The following is a 19,126-nucleotide window of genomic DNA, read 5'->3' as shown; positions in this document are numbered from 1 at the left end:
TTAGTCCATAGTCAAAAGTGATTCTCCCTTCATCCCCAATCCCCAATCCCCAATCCCTAACCCCTAACATTAGTCGGCGTAATTCGCTGAAGTAGTTCAATTACTCGTTGTTCAAACTCTTTGGTTGTGACACGGCCTTTGGTTAAAAATTCTGTATGTCCTAGCTTGAGGCGTTTACGTTCTGATTCATCCAAGTCTTTAGCAGAGTAAACCACTACAGGGATATTACATAGGCGCTGGTGCTTCTGTAGCCAATCTACAACAGCAAATCCGTCGGTTTCTGGCAAAATTAAATCAAGAATGAGTAAATCAGGATTTACTTCTTGGCTGAGGTGGATGGCTTCCCGTCCGGTTTTGGCTGAGAAGGTTTCAATATCATGTCTTTCAAACAAGGTAACAAACAACTCAGCTAAATCTGCATCATCTTCAACAATAAGAATGCGGACTCGGCGGGAAGATTTGGCGATCGCTTGTCTGAGAGAATGTAACAGATAGCTTTCTTGGACTGGTTTACTTATCCAATCCACAAAATCACTACTGGGTTGGTTATTTGTAGTCGGTTTGTAGACACTGCAAATCACAATCGGGATATGTTTGGTTTCTGTACTTTCCTTCAACATAGCCATTGTTTCCCAACCATTCATCCCCGGCATGAGCAAGTCTAGTACAATCACATCTGGATGTTGAGTTGATGCTGAGGCGATCGCTTCTTTTCCAGTAGCCACCGTGACTACTCGATATCCTCCTTGTTCTAAGAGTGACTGTAGTTCTGTGCGGATAAGTGGATCATCGTCACAAACTAAAACTAGGGGGGAGTGGGTACTGGGAATTGGGGAAGGTAAGTCCCCCTCTGGGGATAAGGGGTAATGGGTGAGAGAGTCGGGAAGTTCTGAATTTGGGGATATTGGTAAAATTGGTAAAGTAAAGTAAAAATTACTACCTTCACTCAAGACACTTTCTGCCCAGATGCGTCCGCCATGCTGCTGTACAATACTTTGGCAGATAGCTAAACCCAAACCAGTACCGTCATGGTTGCGTGAATCGGAAGAATCTACCTGTTGAAACCGCTCAAAAATACTATCAAGTTTGTCGGCAGGAATACCGCGTCCGTTGTCCTTCACCGTCACCAATAGTTCATCGCCATATTGTTGTGCTACTAACCATACTGTTTTCTCAGCCGTCGAAAATTTAATCGCATTACTCAACAGATTAGTTAATGTCTGCACAATCCGGTCTGGATCAACCCATAATTGAATTGATGGATGGGAAACTGATAATTTCACTCCAGCTTTATTAGCTAAAGGCCGCATAATACTAACTGCGGACTCAATCAAGTCGGTAAGGTTGCAACTTTCTCTCTCCATTTTCACCCTACCAGATTCGATACGTTCTATATCTAATATGTCGTTAATCAACCGTACTAGGCGTTCTGTACTATCAGTGGCAATTTCCAACAAACGTTTTCCCTGTTCTGAGTTAGCTGGTAATAAACCACTAGCTAGCATTCCTAAGGAACCATGAATAGAAGTTAAGGGGGTGCGGAGTTCATGACTGACAACAGAAACAAACTCATCTTTCATCCGTTCAATTTGTTTTCTTTCTGTAACATCCCTTAAAATTACTGTATAAAATACTTCTTCATCAAGTTGAAATTTGGAGATAGAAGCCTCAGCCGGGAACTCTGTTCCATCTTGACGACGACCAAATATCTCTCGCCGCTCTCCCATACGCCGTGCCAAGTTGGGAGCCTGTCCAAAATCAGCTACGTGCTGACGATGTGCCTGGGTGAAACGCTGGGGTATAAGTGTATCTAGGCGTTGTCCGATAATTGCCTCGGCAGAGTAGCCAAAAATTTTCTCTGCACCTTGATTAAATAAAGTGATTTGTTGGTTACCGTTAATAGAAATAATGGCATCATCAGCAATGTCTAAAATGCGTGCCAGCCGCACTTGCGATATGCGTAGTGCTTCCTCTACGCGCTGGCGTTCGTCGAGTTCTGATTGCAATTGTCGATTGACGTTGACTAACTCAGCAGTTCGTTCTGCTACTCTCAACTCCAGTTCGTTATTGACTTTTTGCAGAGTTGCTTCTATTTGCTTGCGGGAAGTAATATCTCTGACTATACCCAACATCCGCACTGCTTCACCCATTTCGTTGTAGTAGAGTTTGCCTGTTCCTTCAATCCAGTGAATATTACCATCTGGCGAAATGATGCGAAATTCATGACTGTAGTCAGTTTTTTGCTGGCGAGCCGAATTGATTACCTCTGCCAAGCCTCCCCTGTCTTCAGGATAGATACAAGCTTGAAAGGCTTCATAAGTCCCGTCAAATTTCTCTGATTCTATGCCAAATAATCGGGCGTGACCTTCAGACCAGATAATTTGGTTAGTCGTGATGTTCCAGTCCCAAATGCCTAAGTTGACTGCTTCTAGGGTCAAAGCCAGACGTTCTTGACTTTCTCGTAGTGCGGCTTCGGCAATTTGGCGATCGCGCCGATTGCGTAATGCTACTATGCCATAAGCCACATCTGCTGTCAGTTCCTCTAACAGTTTCACCTCATCACTATCAAAAGCATTCGCTTCCGCAGCGTAGATGTTCAAGGCACCAAAAGCTTGACCATTATTCATTAAGGGTAAAGAAATGGACGATGCGTAACCCCGATTACTAGCTTGACAGCGCCAAATTTCAAATCTAGGATCAGTCAAAATATTTTGAATAATGGCTGTTTTTCCGGTGCGAATTGCCGTTCCTGTCGGCCCTTGACCCCGGACTGTATCTGCCCAAGTCAGATTGAGAGATTGCAGATATCCTTGTTCATAACCTGCTTGAGCCACCGGATGAATACTTTTTTCCGCATCATTTTCTGCAAAAGCCACCCAAGCCAATCGATAGTTACCAACATCCACTAAAATTTGGCAAACTTTCTGCAATAACTCACTTTCATTTTGAGTACGTATCACTAATTGATTGCAGTCACTTAAAGTTTGCAAGGTGCGATTAATGCGTTTAATTTCCAGTTCTGCTTGTTTGTATTGGGTGACATCCCGTGTAATTGACAACTGCACCAAATTACCATCTGTTTCATTTCGCACGGGTACGGCGTGAGTCGCCATCCAACGACGGTTACCACGACAAGTGATAATTTCAAATTCTAGTGTTCCCTGTTCTCCTTGACAAACGCTTTCATTAAGTTGGCAAAACGCCTGCTGATATTCAGGAACTACCAACGAATACACCCGCTTACCAATCACTGCACCAGCACTATCTGCTTCTATAGCTGCTACGCCGGCTGGATTGATATCCAATAAAGTACCATCAGTAGCCACTATCATGACACATTCCGGTTCAGCGTTGAAAATAGTGCGCCAATCTGTGAAGCTAGGGGATGGGGGAGACATTTTTTCCCCTATACTCCTACTCTCACTCACCCTACGTAGCAATTTCACCCGTTCTAACCGATTGATAATTCGTGTTACTAGCTCTGGCCCGACGATGGGTTTACTAACAAAGTCGTCAGCACCGACACTAAATACCTGATTGACAATTTCCCCATCTTTGTGAACCGTCAAGAAGAGTATGGGCAATTCACTCCATTGGGGATCATTTCTCACCTCCTGGCATAGTTCTATACCATTGGTATAAGGCATCTCCACATCTAGAATTAACAGGTCTGGATTCACCTGTTCTAAGGTTTCCCAAAATCGACGCGGATCATCTAAGGTAATTACTTGTAATCCCCAAGGATGAAGTAATGTTTGCAATATGGCGAGAATTTGCGGGTCGTCGTCTACTGCTAAGACTTTTGCTTCTGCTTGAGGAGGTTGTAGCTGGAGGATAGCTTCTGAAGTTGTTTCTGGTGATGCTGCTTGCGGTTCATGTGCTGCAACCTCTTGTCTTAATAACTTGACCCAATTTTGCAAACTCTGAATCTCAGTCGGCGTTAATTTCTTACCAGATTTCAATAGCTGCTCAATTTTCCTGGCTAACTTTGACCCTTCAGGTAAACCAAAAGTCCCCAGTGAACCAGCTAGTGTGTGGGCTTCTCGTATTGCTTGTGAGCGTAATTCTGGGTTTAAAGTCTCTTGGGTAAGGGCGACGATTTCCGGTCGCTTAGAGGTCATCGCCGCTTGTTCCAATACCTTGACTTGCTCATCTACCCGCCCATAAAACTTTTGCCAAATACCAGCTATTGCAGTCAGTGTTTGCTGCTGAGATTTGCCTTTTGAAGTAGATTGAGAATGCTTTACCTCTTCCTTACTTCCTTGTTCCTCTTCCTGTGCTTTGAGGCGATAACCAATTCCATAGACTGTTTCTACTAAATCACCAGGCGCTCCCGCGTTACGCAACTTCATCCGCAAGCCCTTTATATGGGTGCGTACCGCTTCTTCTCCTGGAGTATCTTCATAAGACCATATATGTTCTAAAATCATGCTACAGCTGAACACTCGGCGGCTGTGACGCAAAAATAACTCCAAAAGTGCATATTCCTTGGGAGTTAGTGATAGTAAATTTTGATTGTATCTGACTTCACAACTACTGGGGTCAAGCTGCAAATTACCCCATTCTAGAATCGGCTGCGCTGTTGTACCTCCCCGACGTAACAAAGCCCGTACACGCGCCACTAATTCTTCTTCATCAAACGGTTTAACTACATAATCATCTGCGCCTGCATCTAACCCAATCGCCTTTTCGTGGCTACTATCACAACCGGTTAATAATAAAATTGGCATCTGCCGACCACTTGACCGTATTTGCCGACAAAGACTAATCCCATCCAATCTGGGTAGCATCACATCTAAAAGAATCAAATCATAATCGTAAGTTTGGATTAATTCCCAAGCAGTAATACCATCAGATCCTACTTCAACTGCATAGTTTTGATTCGTGAGAACGGCTGTCAGCGCATAAGCGTTTAACTCGTCATCCTCGACAATTAAAATTTTCATATTATTAAGTTTACTAACGTTAATTATTGAATAGACTTAATAGATTAGGAATAAAATCTTTTGGGATTAAACCCAAATTAATAAAATTCTCGTACTTAAAAGTATCTTAGTTCATAACTCTTATAAAGATTAAGTTTAATTAATTAATATAAATATTTATCAATCTTTAGGAATAAATTATTCAGTAGTAAATTGCCAAAATTCGATTTGGCAATACTGTTGTATTAAGAATCCAACTCGGCAGATTCTAAAACTCCACTGCGAATCATTAGTTGCGGCCAAATCAACAAAAAAAATCCCATCCAAACTAATACAGGAATAGCAACCATTACAGTGACCCAGATAATTTTCAACAGTAACCAGCTACCACCAATTAGGGTTAAACCCGTCAGTAAAATTGACCAGGGTTGACACCACCAAGGTTTATAATTCCAGGGATTCAGAGTTTTTTGCTCAGACATAAGTTATATTTTGTTCTAGTTGTAATTTTCACTTAGTATTAGCGTCTTCGTCTCAATTGCTGTGTCCATGCTTCTAAAGAGATATACTGATTTTCTATAACATCTAAAGCCTCTATTACACCAGTTTTAGACACACGAAACCAATAAATGGTTGTATTATGGTCTGGCTGGTCTTCATAAACGCGAACTTTGTAGTAAGGATCATCAGGGGTAGGTAAACCATCAACGATCGCATCTACCTTGATAGCTCCTCTTGATAGTCTCTGAATTATTCTAGCTTTGCGTTGTACCTGCGGAAGATTCCAGACTAAGCTACGAGCTGTTTTTTCATCAATTTCTTTAGCAGTCTGACTGACATTGAAAGTATTAGTTTTATGAAGTCCAGCTAGCAATTGTGTTGGAACTAGTTCCTTGTGAATTTGCTTGGCAGTACTTTGAGTGTTCCCTGCACTTGCTGGAGACATTCCTTGCCCATGTACTCCTATTAGTAAAGCACTCATCAGAGGATACCAGATAATTCTTTTCATACGGCTTTCCTTCATGAAGTGTGTACTAGTTACAGCTTTTGAGTTGATATCGAGAATTTATATTAATAAATTTTAATACAAGATCAGAAAATAACTATGCGTTTTGGCTGATATGTAATATTTATCACTAATATATTATTTAAGTGTGACTGACTTAGATAATACCCATTTGTAGAAATCAAATGACAGATGCCTGGATGAGCGCTTATTCTACTAAGTTATAATGTTCATTCATATATCAACAAAATAATTAAAATTGGTATCATTTCCACTACTTGTTTGCGATTTTATTTTACAGAGTTATACTAGATGACTAGTCAAAACTACTAGTATATAAAGGGACTAGGGCTTATTTATTCAACACGCTGCACAACTCCCACTACAGCCCTAAGCGCTGCTGTACCCGTCGGCATAGCTTTGTATTACTTTTTCCAATGAGTAATCTTGTCTTATTGGAAATTTGACCAAGGGAATTGTAGTTCTTTATCACCACATTAAGCAGCCAGATAGAAACGCTGAAGCAGTAATGCTTCAATTCATTACCCAAGGAGATGTATTCATGGCAGAATCTACCGTAGAATTTTCTAGCTTAGAAAAATTTCAAGCCAGTAATGGTACTCTTAAGCTTAGCGAAGCTGATACCGATATTATCAAAGAAATTCAAACCCTACTGAATAAGAAGGGACTTTATAAAGGTGGTGTTGACGGCGTTGCTGGTAATCTCACCCAAAAAGCATTTGCAGAATTTAAAGAGAGTGTTTGGCTCGATTCCCCTGATTTATTGGGACCGACTACTGCTGCTGCATTACTAGAGATTGCAGAAGAGCATCAAACCAATGAAGAACAAACTCGCACACTCACACCTTTACCGACATCAACATTAGGAACTAAAACTGGACGTTCTTTAAGGTTAGTGACTGGAGAAACAGTATACGAAAATGAGTTGGTGGTGGCGGGTATTCCCTTAACTTGGGGCGAAATTACTAAGGGATGTGACCCAGAAAGAAATCCAGAATCAAAAGCAGTTATTAATAATATTATCAAAGCAGCCAGAGGCTTTGGCAAAATTCGAGATAAATACGACAGCCCAATTTCCATTAATTCTGCCTATCGTACACCTGCTGTGAATCGTCGCATAGGTGGCGCTCGTTTTTCCCAGCATATTAACGGTCTAGCTTTGGATATTGCTCCTGTAGATGGTAATTTTGGCAAACTCTTACAAATTTGCCGTGCTTCTGACTGTACAGGACTAGGTAGAGGTATGCACCGAGGTTTCATCCACTGCGACTGGCGGCCAGGCGGTCGTGTGGTTTTTGATTATCCTTAATCAATTCCATTGTCAAAGGATAGCCTCTGAGTAAGTGCGATCGCACTAAGTAAAGGTAAGATACATAAAACCTAACCCCTTTCCAACACGGGAAGGGGTTAAAAATATCGCACCTTAACAAACAAAATAAGGCGCTAAACTAAAACCAAAGATACGCTAGGGAAATCTATTACTCGGACTTCATCACCGTATTTTTTTCTAAACATCGCTACCGCACTTCTAGCTTTCCTTCAGCTAAGGGTAATACTTCGATTTTGGCTAAGTGGGTAGTTTCACCTTCAGTCCTGACAGTCATATTTTGGTAGCCAGTAGCGAGAATGGTCAAGTAATTTTCCAGAATTTAGCGGAGATTAAACTAGAAGATTTACTACCGGGGGTATGTTATTGTTATAAATTTACTCTAGTTATTTTATTGAATGAAGCAATTTCGGAATTAAATAAAAGATAAATTGTATTAAGTTTATGTTTAGCTTAAAGAAATCCTAGTGATCGGAATCATACAAGATTTTCAAATGCGCGGGTAAATCTATTTCTTGAAATTGTTCAGCAGGAGTAGTAGGAAGACCACTTAATTCTGATAAATCTCTAATTTTCCTGGTTAATGCTTCAATTAATGTTCCATTTTTTGTTAATTGAAATAGGTCTTCCTTATCTAGAACAACTATAATTTTATTTGTTCTCGCATGAAAAACTATTTGGCGAAGTCTACAATCGCTAATAGCTCTTTGTCTTGTGCTATCTCGTCTAGGAAAGCCTGTTGCTCCATTTAATGTAACAAAAATTCCTAGACCCACACCTCTCAAATTGTCTTCCATTATGCTACATAATCGAGCAAACTGCTTGTCTTGTAGGGGGGATTTGGTCGCTTTTGCCTCAATGACAATATCTCTATTTTCCCATTCAAGATATAAAGTTTTACATACGACTTTCCAGCCAATATCATCTCCACTCACCAACAAATCATATTGAGGTCCAGCAGATTGAAAACTTTTAATACTTTGTACACCTTCCAGTCCTTTAAACAGTAAAAGTACAATTTGTTCTAGTAGTTTACCCGCCTCCTGTGTTTGTGTGTGTGTGGGTTTTTCTAATTCTGTATATTCTCTGAGTTTATCTAAACAGGCACAAAGTTTATCATCTACTTTATATAAGTAAGAAGCTAATTTGTTTAATGCTGGATCTTCTGACTTGAGCCGTTCCATTGCCTTAATCATGCCGTCAACAAGTTCATCGTTACTTTCCATGAATCGATCAAACAAATTCAATTGGTTGTTTAGATATCGCCATTAGATCAAACGATAACTCATCATAATTTTCGACAATGCTTTCACAATTAGGACAAGTCCAAGGCAAATCAGGAAATCCCACACCGTAAGGAATTGCATCTATAGGAACATCTGGTTCGCAATTATGGTATATGAGCAGTTTCATTTCACATAATCCTTCTGATTCAAGAACTGCCAAGATTGCAATAGCATCAGAGTATTCTATACCCAAAAATACAGCAAGCTGATGCGGCATTGTTCTTGTGGATGCCGTCATGAAATGCTTGCTTAGTTTTGCCTTGTGGTGGTCAGACAAAAAGCCCAAACGCTGTTTGTAGATTAAGCTAGCCATCGTCTTAGCCTTGAAGTCCAAGTTCTCTCAATAAAAACTCAAGAACAGAGGTACTACCACCATAGTACTCTGAATGGCACTTGAGGTGTTGAAGAGAATCTTGGGTTGAAGAGTTAGGTTTTAGCCCAAAATAGCAGTGTGCTTTAATGAGATGCTTCAGTTGAGCTTTTTTTAACTTGTTTGTTTCTATTTCAGTGGCAGGTAATTCCTCATCCAGTTTAAACTCATAAGATTTAGTACCCCATTCTTTAATCAAAGTTAGTAAAATTGCATCTTCGGCATCACTAATTTTTTCGGGATCACCGACTAAACCCAGTTTATCTAAAACTGAGTTAGCTAATTTTTCTGATAGAGCTTGTAATCCTTGAACGTCAATATCTTGAACACCTGCGCTATGGGCATTGATAGCAAGTCCTGATGCTTCTGCTCTAATACGTAAGTGTCGCCACTTATAGGGAAAACGATTAAGATATTTGTCCCACCAATCATGTAAAACAAGCTTATGGAGATTGGGATGCTGCCATTGTGCTTGGCAATGGTTAGCTAATTCATCAAAAAATACGGGGATATGATGCCAGAAAGGAAATTGAGAAGGTTCTATACGTTCATTTAGTGTTGGACTACAGGTAAATCCGTTCCACGACAAAGCTACATAATCTTGTGCTATCTCAGCAATGACAGACCAACGAATGTAGCGTTCATCTAGTTCGCTAGCTATTCCTTGTCCTCGACGAACATAATCGACTATTTTATGAGTTCTGATATACCACTTTTTCTCAGGTTGATTTGATTCATGAATCGGACCATACCAACCATCTTGACCAAATTCTTTTAAAAAAGATGCAGGAGCATTTAAGTTGGGTATAACAGCACAAGTACCTTGTTTCAAACTCAACCATGTTCTTGACTGTTTCACATATGCAAGTAATATTTCATCTGAAGTCAGCTTACCTTTTTCAAGTGCATTGGCTATATGTTCTACTAATTCAGCTTTTTTAAGCCGACCTGTCCCAGATGAAATAAGTCGGAGGGTTTCAACAGTAAACTCATTACTAGATAGAAATTGCTCACAGAACTCCTTACCTGGAGAAAAACCGTGATCAACAAAAGCGTTAATACTCATAAACTATTGCTCGAAGTGTTGTGTCGATGCACTTGAAAGGTTATTAAAAAAAGAGCATAGCAAAAAGTATCTACGCTTAAGCAACTAATAATAGGGCAGGTAAAATACCCACCCCTCAAAAAACACCGCTAACTCAACGCAGAATTTAAATCACTCTGGGCTTGTTCTAAGGCTGCTGGTAATTTACTGGCATCGCGTCCACCGGCTTGGGCGAGGTTTGGTCTACCGCCGCCGCCGCCGCCGCAAATTTTGGCGATCGCCCCAATAAATTTACCTGCCTGTAATCCTTTCTTGTTAACTTCTGGGCTGAAGGCTGCAACTAAGCTAACTTTGTCCGCTTCGGGAACGGAACCCAACACCACTGCGCCGTTACCGATTTTTTGCAGTAGGCGTTCGGCTGCACTTTTCAAGGATTCGGGGTCTACGCCTTCCAATTGGGCAACTATGATTTTATGGTCGCCGAAGGTTTCTGCTGTTTGTAGTAGGCTGTCAGATTTGGCGATCGCTAGTTGTCCTTTGAGGGTTTCTAGTTGTTTTTCGGTGGTTCTCAGTTCATTTTGCAGAGTGGTGATTCTCTCTGGTAGTTCTTCAGGTTTGACTTTAAAGCGATCGCTTAAATCTTTGACTACTTTATCCCGCACATTCAAGTAATCCAACACAGCCAGGCCGGAAACAGCTTCAATCCGCCGCACTCCAGAAGCAACACCAGCTTCAGAAATAATCTTAAATACGCCAATCTCTGCGGTATTACTTACGTGCGTACCACCGCATAGTTCCATAGATACGCCAGGGAAATCTATGACTCGGACTTCATCACCGTATTTTTCCCCAAACATGGCTACCGCCCCTCTGGCTTTTGCCTCAGCTAGGGGTAGTACTTCAATTTTGGCGGAGTGGGCTTCAGCAATCCAGGTGTTGATTTGTTCTTCAACTTGTTGGATTTCCTCGGCTGTCAAACCACGGGGAGAGTTGAAGTCAAAGCGCAATCTGTCAAAAGAGACGAGAGAACCGGCTTGCGATATGCCATTATCAACGATGGTCTTTAAGGCTGCTTGTAATAGATGGGTTGCGGTATGGTTAGCTTGGGCGCGACGACGACCAGCGCGGTCAATTTGGGCTGTGACGTTATCGCCTACGCGCAGAGTTCCCCGTTGAATGCGCCCGAAATGCACGAAGAAATCAGATTCTTTTTTGACATCTTCCACCTGAACAACGATCCCATCACCGGAGATATAACCGCGATCGCCTATTTGTCCCCCGGATTCTGCATAGAATGGGGTTTTATCAAGGACAATCTGTACAGTTGTCATTGCTTCCATAACAGCTAATTCATTTGCTGATACCTCTTCTTGATAAATACCATTTACAAACAAAGCTACTATCTTTGCTGTTGTTGTCGGTTGCGTATATCCTAAAAACTCGGTAGCTTGGATATGTTCTGCAAGTTTATCTAGAGAACCTTGTACAGTTAAATCAATAGTTTCATGTGCTTCCTTCGCACGGATTCTCTGTTTTTGCATTTCAGCATTGAATCCCTCAACATCAACTCCCACTCCTTTCTCACCTGCAATTTCCTGTGTGAGTTCTAAGGGGAAACCATAGGTATCATAGAGCGTAAAGGCATCTAATCCGGAAATTATTGGATGTGGGGCATAAGGGTATAATGGATCATGTTCTAATGAATAGAAGACTTCTTCTATAACTTCTTGAAGTAGCTTTTCACCCCTATCCAAGGTTTTGAGGAAATTTGCTTCTTCCCGTTGCAGTTCTGCTTTGATGGTGGTTTCCCGTTTGCGGACGTTGGGGTATGCTGATTCGGAAAGAGCGATCGCCGTTTCCGCTACTTGGTTAATAAACTCCCCGCTAATCCCAATCAATCGTCCATGACGCACCACCCGCCGAATTAATCGCCGCAACACATAACCCCGTCCCACATTGGAAGCGCGGATTTCATCTGCAATCATGTGGACAACGGAACGGACATGATCCCCAATTACCTTGAGAGAAACTTTGGTATTCTCATCGCTGCTGTGGTATTCAATGCCGGCGATTTTGGCTGCTGTCTCGATAATCGGGAAAATTAGGTCTGTTTCGTAATTATTTGGTACTTGTTGGAGGATTTGGGTGATTCTTTCCAAACCCATCCCAGTATCGATGTTTTTGTTTTGTAGTGGTGTTAAATTACCCGACGCATCCCGGTTGTATTGCATGAATACCAAGTTATAAAACTCAATGAATCGGGTATCGTCTTCTAAATCTATATTGTCATCGCCCCGTTCCGGGTGGAAGTCGTAATAAATTTCGGAACAAGGGCCGCAGGGGCCAGTGGGGCCAGATACCCAAAAGTTATCATCTGCACCCATACGCTTGATTCTGGCTTCTGGTACACCAATTTGATCGCGCCAAATTGCGTAGGCTTCGTCATCTTCCTCAAAAACGCTGACTACTAGGCGTTCCTTGGGTAAGCCAAAAACTTCTGTGGAGATTTCCCAACCCCAGGCGATCGCTTGTTCTTTAAAATAGTCACCAAAGCTGAAGTTACCCAGCATTTCAAAGAAGGTTTGATGTCGTTTGGTGCGTCCCACATTCTCGATGTCGTTAGTACGGATGCACTTTTGCGAAGTTGTCGCCCGTTTAAATTCTGGTGTGCGCTGCCCCAGGAAGATTGGCTTAAATGGTAGCATCCCCGCGATCGTCAGCAGCACGGTTGGATCTTCCGGCACAAGGGAAGCACTAGCCAAAATTTGGTGTCCCCTTTGGGCATAGAAGTCGAGGAATCGGGTGCGAATTTCGTTACCACTCAGGTGCTGCGGGTTTGAAGACATGGGAGGAAAGGAAAAAGTAGTTTAATGGGGGACTAGGGATTGGGGATTGGGGATTAGGTATTAGTACTAATTCTTTTATCCCAGTTCCCAATACATAAAAAGTATGCCTCAAGGTAGGACAACTATGTTAAGAGTCAGCAGCCTTGGGACTTGGGTCTACTAAGTGTATTTTCATAAGTAGCTTTATATATTTTTGCATTTTGTTTGCTTTTGCTGCCAGTGGCCTTTGTAGGTAGACTCACCTCCGCAATTTTCCTGTATTTCTATGTATGTATTTCCTCAACTACCTATTTTTAGGCAATGCCCACCCTCTCAAGGTTTTAATGGGCAATGCCCACCCTACATATATTTCAGAAATCCAGTATGAATCCTATATCTTTAGTCAGATGAATATTGACAATTCACTTAGATAAGTTGAATTCAAAGTACGTACCGAGGTCAGTCATGTCTCTAAAACTTAAAGTTCCTGATATTGCCTGTGATAGTTGTGCAGTTAAAATTACTGAGTCTATTCATGTGATGGAACCAGATGCTCTAGTAAAGGTAGATGTTCAGGATAAAACAGTCACTGTAGACTCTAAGGCTTCTGAGGAGTCTATTAAACAAGTAATTGTGGCTACTGGTTATAGGATAGAGGGTTATCAATAATTATCATATTCTTACCAAGATATAAAGTTGATATCACTGCATTTAGGTAGTGCTTGTTTTCATGTTTGTATCTATTGATTGTAATGGCAAATAACCCCTTAATATTAGGATTGAGTAAAAGTAAGATTTAATGTTTTGTGTTCCCTTGCAAAGGATATTATTAATAACTGCTAAATTCTACGGAAAATAGTCCTCTTTCAAGAGCTATTTCACAAATCATTCTCAAAAAATATTTCGTTACAGAGTAGATACACTTATATAGCCAAGTGATATATATTTGAGTAAATACCTCAATAAGACCCATTAATTAAGTATAATCACACAGAAAAATCCGGTAATTAGCATAAAGTACAGTCATTTTGAGTAGTTATCTATACTTATTTTCTGGAAATATAAAATATTTATAATTATTGATTGATGAACTATAAAAAAAATCCCATATCCTAAACAAATAATTTAAAAACCATGATCCAGTTAATATTTTTAAGCTCTAAATACCTGAGTAAATACAGTGATTATGTGGCTATAATATAAAATTTTCAGTATTTTCACTGTTTAAAAAATAAAATATAAAAACTAGAGATAAGCAACAATAGTCTATCTTTATATGATTTTCATCTATCTTAAGTAATGTATTAAGATGACATTAAAATTACTAGGTAATATTATATTTAGAGTTAAGACTATATCAGTATATGTAAAGGTCTCTTGTTTCCAGAGACAATATATTCATGAATCGGCAGAATATCAGTAATTCTTAGCTAGAAAAAAGGCAAAAAATACAGCCATGACTATGACAATTCTGGTCTTTGGAAGTTATGACTTTCTCACAAAACTTCCCGATCAGATCCATAAGAGAGCTACTGATAAGTTAGTAGTGATTACGGATTTTCATCAGGCCGCATCGCAGATCCAAACTGCGTCACCTGATGTCATATTTGTGCAGGCAAGCCTCAAGGGTAGTGTAGAATTGTGCAGCTGGTTGAAAGAACAAACTCAGCTATCGTGTATACACTGTATTCTCGTGGAAGATCGTCCTCAACAACTAGCACAGCGAAGTCAAAACGGCTGGGAATGGGAGTTTGAGATGACTGCCACAGCACTTCACCAAGGTGCAGATGCTTATATTTGGCAACTGCCGACGGAAGTAACGGCAACTCACAATCTGATATTAGGTCAATTAACAGTTGGTTTGCGTAAGGCGCAGAAGTACCGCGATTTGCTCCAGAAAAACCATATCTTATCAGCGATCGCTTTAGCTGATTCTTTGACAGAATTGAACAATCGCCGCGCCTTGGAATGGGATTTACCCAGACAAATTACCAAAGCTCGTAATCAAAATCTTCCTTTGAGTTTGGTGATTCTAGATGTGGATTATTTTAAGAAAGTCAATGATCAGTATGGACACTTAATTGGCGATCGCCTGTTGCAGTTGTTATGTACTCGGCTACGCCATAATTTACGCTCTCAAGATACCGCGTTCCGTTATGGTGGTGAGGAGTTTGTTGTCATTCTGGCTAATACCACCGGTGAAGAAGCAATGATCGTGGCGGAACGCCTCAATCGGATAGTAGGTGAACAGCAGTTTAGTATCAATAGTAAACTCATGATTAGTGTCACTATTAGCTTGGGTGTGGCTTGTCTGGAAACAGATGATGATGAACAGGGAAATAGCCTGTTAGATCGCGCCGATCAATGCCTACTCGCAGCTAAAGCATCTGGACGTAACCAAGTTATCGGGGAGCATCAATTATCTAAATTGTCATCCCTAAAAGCTGTTTCTTGATGGTGTTTTTCTTTGCTAACAAATTTATTGCTAAGTATAGTATTTCGTTAGTCCATATCGAATTACACTTAGCTGTGTTCTGACTGCCACTACGCTTACAAAACGCGCTGATGGTATGTGAACTGTACCGTAAATTAGTTGGATATCTACGTCAACAAATAGTGCTTGTTATTTGCTTAATCTTGTTAATACCCATATAAATTAGTAAGCGTATAAATGAGTATGTAACTGTTTTTGTTAAAGCAGTAACAGCTCACGTATATAAGAGTCTAAAAGATTTATCTAAAACAGATGTAAGTCCTAACAATTCATTTGTGTATTTCCTCAGCTAGTAGACTCTGAAATTGACTTCGGTGTCAGGGTTTTGGGATGTAGATGCGTAAATGTTCAAAACCCTGATTTTTTCTCATGTGATTAACTCCACTGACAAAATAAAAGCATTCAGTAGAATTTTTAACGTTTTATTTTAAAATTTTATTATTCATTGGTTAATCTGGAGTTAACCTAAATATTGTAGCTCCATGATTTTCCATGCTCTAGGTAAACAAATCTTAAAAAAATAGTTTATTACGCGATCGCCTTTCAGTTGTCAGATGTTTTTGGATCTGCTTTGACACCTTTGTGTGATCGGTTTTTACATAAGCTATGACGCTTTTACATTACATCATTACTTGCATGGTTTGTTGACTGTTAACTGTCAACAGCCACTATTGAATTTGTATCTATCAAAAGGAGTAATTTTTTGATGGCAAAACAAGGGGATATGGCAAATTTAGGATTATTTAAAAATATGCGATCGCTGATAGTCACAGTAGTTTTACCTGCGACTGTTTTTCTTCTCTTAATGCAGATTATATTTAAGCTAAATGGCATTCCCTTTTATACATTGGTTGCAGATCCCAACGAAATCGGCAAGCTACCTCCTTACGCTGGCATGATTTCTATGTTAGGCATACTTTTCTGGTGTGCATCGGCAGCAATTTCTATATTTACTGCTAGCTTTTTAAGTAAAAATAAGCTTGTGAGGTCAAAAAAATGGTCGAATTTCCTCTTATTCTCCGGATTTCTGACTCTGTTTATCCTTCTTGATGACTTATTTCAGATTCACGAATATTATTTCCATCCCTTTGTAGATTTGAAGGCTTGGGAAAATCCTAGAAGAGTTCAAAATTTCTTTGAGACAGTATTTTTTATTATTTATATGATTTTAATTGGTATGTATTTATATCGATTTAAATCTATTTTTAAAATAACTAATTACAATATTTTACTTTTAGCTCTTTCATTCTTTGCAATTTCCACTATCGTTGATATCGCTACACCAGAAAGTATGTTCTTACATTACACAATTGAAGAAGGTTTAAAATTCTTGGGGATTGTAACTTGGTTCAGCTATTTCATGGATTGTTCTTATCAGCAGTTGAAAAGTTCTATTGGGATTGAGCAGGAAAGAATGCACATAGTAAATACACAGGAAACTAATTACTCTATACGCAATGATGGGTAACTGCAATTTTACTGCCAACAATTAAGTATATTTGCTCACTAGCTTCTTTCTGCTTCCACGGGAGCATTAGCGATCGCTGTTTGACAATCGGCGATCGTTGATTTTTGACGTATAGCTTGGACTAAAGCTTGGTAACTCGCCCAGTTATTTTGTAGTAAAGTTTTAGCTTGGAGGACATGAAACCGTTGTTTCTGCTGACAAACTGACTCAGAAAAACCCAAAACTTTAAAGATAGTTGCTAATTTGCTTTTATCATCAGTTCCACCTTCAGCGCGCTCAAAAACCAAAGTTTCCGCAGCGATTCCTGCCATACAAATAGTACAGTAGCGTTCCAATGCCTGTTTACTGATTTTACCTTGTTCTACTTGAGACACTAATTCAACATCATCAAAGGTAACACCGCCTTGGCCAGGTTGCCCTTGCCTCCATGCTTCCCACGCGCTGAGAGTATAACCTGTAACAGGAACACCCAAGAGGTATGCCACTAAAAAGTGTCCAGCTTCGTGGTGAATAATGCGATCGCGGTGTTGTGGTGAAAACCCCGCAATCCAATCTAAAAGGATAGTTCCGCCTTTGCCTTGCAAGCTAAAACTATCAAAAGTTGCTATACCTAAAATTGTGAAGGTAGCGATCGCGGGGACTGCCGGTGACAAGTTAATTAACGGCCCCAATAAAGCCGACATCGTCATGAGAAAAACAGAGATTGCAACTAGATTTAAAGCAGTTTGACTCATGTTTACTTTTGTAAGTACAAATTAACTTTTCTTCATTATATGGATCAACGTCCCATAAGAGAGACTGGAGACTGGGGACTGGGGACTGGGGACTGGGGATTGGGGACTGGGGATTGGGGACTGGGGATTGGGGACTGGGGATTGGGAATTGGGGACTGGGGATTGGGGACTGGGGGGGTAGGAGGAAGAAAATTGACAACTGACTATTGACTATTGACTATTGACAACTGACAACTGACAACTGACAACTGACAACTGACAACTGACCACTGACCACTGACCACTGACTAAAAGATGAATCCACAAGTACAGTCCCACAACAATAATCCTCAAGATTGGTCATGGCATTTCTGGCCTGCTTTACCGCTTTATCCCTACGGTAGAAGGCGTACACTTTGCCGGGAAGTAGTGAAAGATGCCATTTGGACATTTGACCAAGTCCAAGGCATTCTCTACACCGTAGTGCCGATTAGGATGACTGTCATTAAGCTAAATGCAGGCGGTTTGCTAATTTATGCACCAGTCGCCCCCACTAAGGAATGTGTCCGATTAGTTAATGAGTTAGTCGCCCAGCATGGTGAAGTTAAGTACATAATTCTACCTACTAGTTCTGGTCTGGAGCATAAAATATTTGTCGGCCCCTTTGCGCGCAAGTTTCCCCAAGCACAGGTATTTGTTGCCCCCTATCAGTGGAGTTTCCCATTTAATTTACCACTGAGTTGGCTGGGTTTTCCTCAAAACCGGACTCAAGTACTACCAGAAGACCCTAGTCAAGCGCCTTTTGCAGATGAGTTTGATTATGCAGTACTGGATATTAATCTGGGACGAGGTTCTTTTGTGGAGGTGGCATTTTTCCATAGGCGATCGCATACCTTACTTGTTACCGATGCTGTTCTGTCCGTGCCAGCAGCACCACCCGCGATCGTGGAATTAGAACCCTACCCCTTGCTATTTCACGCCAGGGATAACGCAGGGCAAGTCATGGAAGATAACCCAGCTAACCGTCGCCAAGGATGGCAGCGTATTGCCCTGTTTGCTATTTACTTTCGCCCTAGCGCCCTGGGATTAACTGAATGGTGGCAGATGTGGCGCGATGCACTCAAAGCACCAGATCATTCCGCCAAAGCATACTTCGGTTTTTTCCCCTTTCGCTGGCAAGAAAATTGGCAACAGTCCTTTACAGCCTTATCTGCCAACGGACGGCCTTTTGTCGCCCCGATTTTACAAGTGCTGATTCTGCCCCAAGCCCCAAAAAAAGTCCTCAACTGGGCTGATACAGTAGCACAGTGGAATTTTCAACAGATTATTTCCTGTCACTTTGACTCACCATTTATCGCCAGTCCTGAACAATTTCGCCAAGCCTTCACTTTCCTAGAAAATAACTCTGTTGATAGCGACAATCAGGCTTTGTTAGTAGAAGATTTGCGATTCATCAAAGAACTGGAAGCAAATTTATTGAAACAAGGCATTGCTACACCACCGAGAGAGAAAGTATAGATGGGGACTGGGGACTGGGGAATGGGGACTGGGTGAAAAGTCCTTTTATGTCTAGGTTGTATCTGGGGCTTACGCAGTGTTATTAATTTTCTGGCTTTTTTGTCAATAGTCCGTAGGGGCGGGTTTAT

At 40.8% G+C, this 19,126-nt stretch carries 13 protein-coding genes; 5 read left to right on the top strand and 8 right to left on the bottom strand.

The genetic code is table 11. The features are described from left to right. Window positions 1–56: 56 nt before the first annotated feature. The 3 genes from ACM5QX_RS18625 to ACM5QX_RS18615 form a co-directional block, all read right to left on the bottom strand. Entirely contained in the window at window positions 57–4,946 is a 4,890-nt protein-coding gene (locus tag ACM5QX_RS18625) for a response regulator (RefSeq protein WP_414754878.1), read from the bottom strand. A 224-nt stretch (window positions 4,947–5,170) separates the two neighbouring features. Continuing rightward, on the bottom strand, window positions 5,171–5,407 hold the full coding sequence (locus ACM5QX_RS18620; RefSeq protein WP_011317125.1) for a DUF6737 family protein: 237 nt from the start codon (window positions 5,405–5,407) through the stop codon (window positions 5,171–5,173). 38 nt (window positions 5,408–5,445) lie between these two features. Continuing rightward, window positions 5,446–5,934, bottom strand: coding sequence for a hypothetical protein (locus ACM5QX_RS18615; protein WP_414754877.1), 489 nt, complete (start codon window positions 5,932–5,934; stop codon window positions 5,446–5,448). Between the two features lie 460 nt (window positions 5,935–6,394). Here ACM5QX_RS18615 and ACM5QX_RS18610 point away from each other — a divergent pair, with 460 nt between their 5' ends. After that, window positions 6,395–7,261 carry a D-Ala-D-Ala carboxypeptidase family metallohydrolase gene (locus ACM5QX_RS18610; protein WP_224311956.1) on the top strand — a complete coding sequence of 289 codons (867 nt, stop codon included), beginning with the start codon at window positions 6,395–6,397 and terminating at the stop codon, window positions 7,259–7,261. Window positions 7,262–7,743: 482 nt separating this feature from the next. Here ACM5QX_RS18610 and ACM5QX_RS18605 read toward each other — a convergent pair whose 3' ends face one another. The 4 genes from ACM5QX_RS18605 to alaS all read right to left on the bottom strand — a co-directional run bounded on the left by ACM5QX_RS18605 (window position 7,744) and on the right by alaS (window position 12,826). Then, window positions 7,744–8,505: a hypothetical protein gene (locus ACM5QX_RS18605; protein ID WP_414754876.1), complete on the bottom strand. Its 762-nt coding sequence runs from the start codon at window positions 8,503–8,505 to the stop codon at window positions 7,744–7,746. Between the two features lie 7 nt (window positions 8,506–8,512). Next, window positions 8,513–8,878: a hypothetical protein gene (locus ACM5QX_RS18600; RefSeq protein WP_414754875.1), complete on the bottom strand. Its 366-nt coding sequence runs from the start codon at window positions 8,876–8,878 to the stop codon at window positions 8,513–8,515. Window positions 8,879–8,882: 4 nt separating this feature from the next. Continuing rightward, the gene (locus ACM5QX_RS18595) at window positions 8,883–10,001 is read right to left on the bottom strand and encodes a hypothetical protein (RefSeq protein ID WP_414754874.1); all 1,119 of its coding nucleotides are present in this window, start codon (window positions 9,999–10,001) and stop codon (window positions 8,883–8,885) included. A gap of 128 nt (window positions 10,002–10,129) precedes the next feature. Beyond that, the gene (gene alaS, locus ACM5QX_RS18590; RefSeq protein WP_414754873.1) at window positions 10,130–12,826 is read right to left on the bottom strand and encodes an alanine--tRNA ligase; all 2,697 of its coding nucleotides are present in this window, start codon (window positions 12,824–12,826) and stop codon (window positions 10,130–10,132) included. Window positions 12,827–13,270: 444 nt separating this feature from the next. On the opposite strand from alaS, the gene ACM5QX_RS18585 reads away from it, so the two are divergent. From ACM5QX_RS18585 to ACM5QX_RS18575, 3 genes are all read left to right on the top strand, one after another. Further along, complete coding sequence (locus tag ACM5QX_RS18585) at window positions 13,271–13,474, top strand: heavy-metal-associated domain-containing protein (protein WP_414754872.1); 204 nt, start codon at window positions 13,271–13,273, stop codon at window positions 13,472–13,474. A 787-nt stretch (window positions 13,475–14,261) separates the two neighbouring features. Further along, window positions 14,262–15,260, top strand: coding sequence for a GGDEF domain-containing protein (locus ACM5QX_RS18580; RefSeq protein WP_414754871.1), 999 nt, complete (start codon window positions 14,262–14,264; stop codon window positions 15,258–15,260). A gap of 745 nt (window positions 15,261–16,005) precedes the next feature. Further along, window positions 16,006–16,767, top strand: coding sequence for a hypothetical protein (locus tag ACM5QX_RS18575; protein WP_414754870.1), 762 nt, complete (start codon window positions 16,006–16,008; stop codon window positions 16,765–16,767). Window positions 16,768–16,805: 38 nt separating this feature from the next. Here the strand turns inward: ACM5QX_RS18575 and ACM5QX_RS18570 are convergent, their stop codons facing one another. Further along, window positions 16,806–17,501, bottom strand: coding sequence for an ATP-dependent Zn protease (locus tag ACM5QX_RS18570; RefSeq protein WP_414754869.1), 696 nt, complete (start codon window positions 17,499–17,501; stop codon window positions 16,806–16,808). A 294-nt stretch (window positions 17,502–17,795) separates the two neighbouring features. Here ACM5QX_RS18570 and ACM5QX_RS18565 point away from each other — a divergent pair, with 294 nt between their 5' ends. Beyond that, a complete protein-coding gene (locus tag ACM5QX_RS18565) occupies window positions 17,796–18,998 on the top strand; it encodes a DUF4336 domain-containing protein (RefSeq protein WP_414754868.1) in 1,203 nt (400 codons plus the stop codon). Window positions 18,999–19,126: the final 128 nt, after the last annotated feature.

Source organism: Anabaena sp. CCY 9910 (assembly GCF_963920875.1).
In the GTDB taxonomy this organism is placed as follows: domain Bacteria; phylum Cyanobacteriota; class Cyanobacteriia; order Cyanobacteriales; family Nostocaceae; genus Trichormus; species Trichormus variabilis.
Note: the sequence above shows the minus strand (reverse complement) of the source record. Positions and strands in the feature narration are given on the sequence as shown.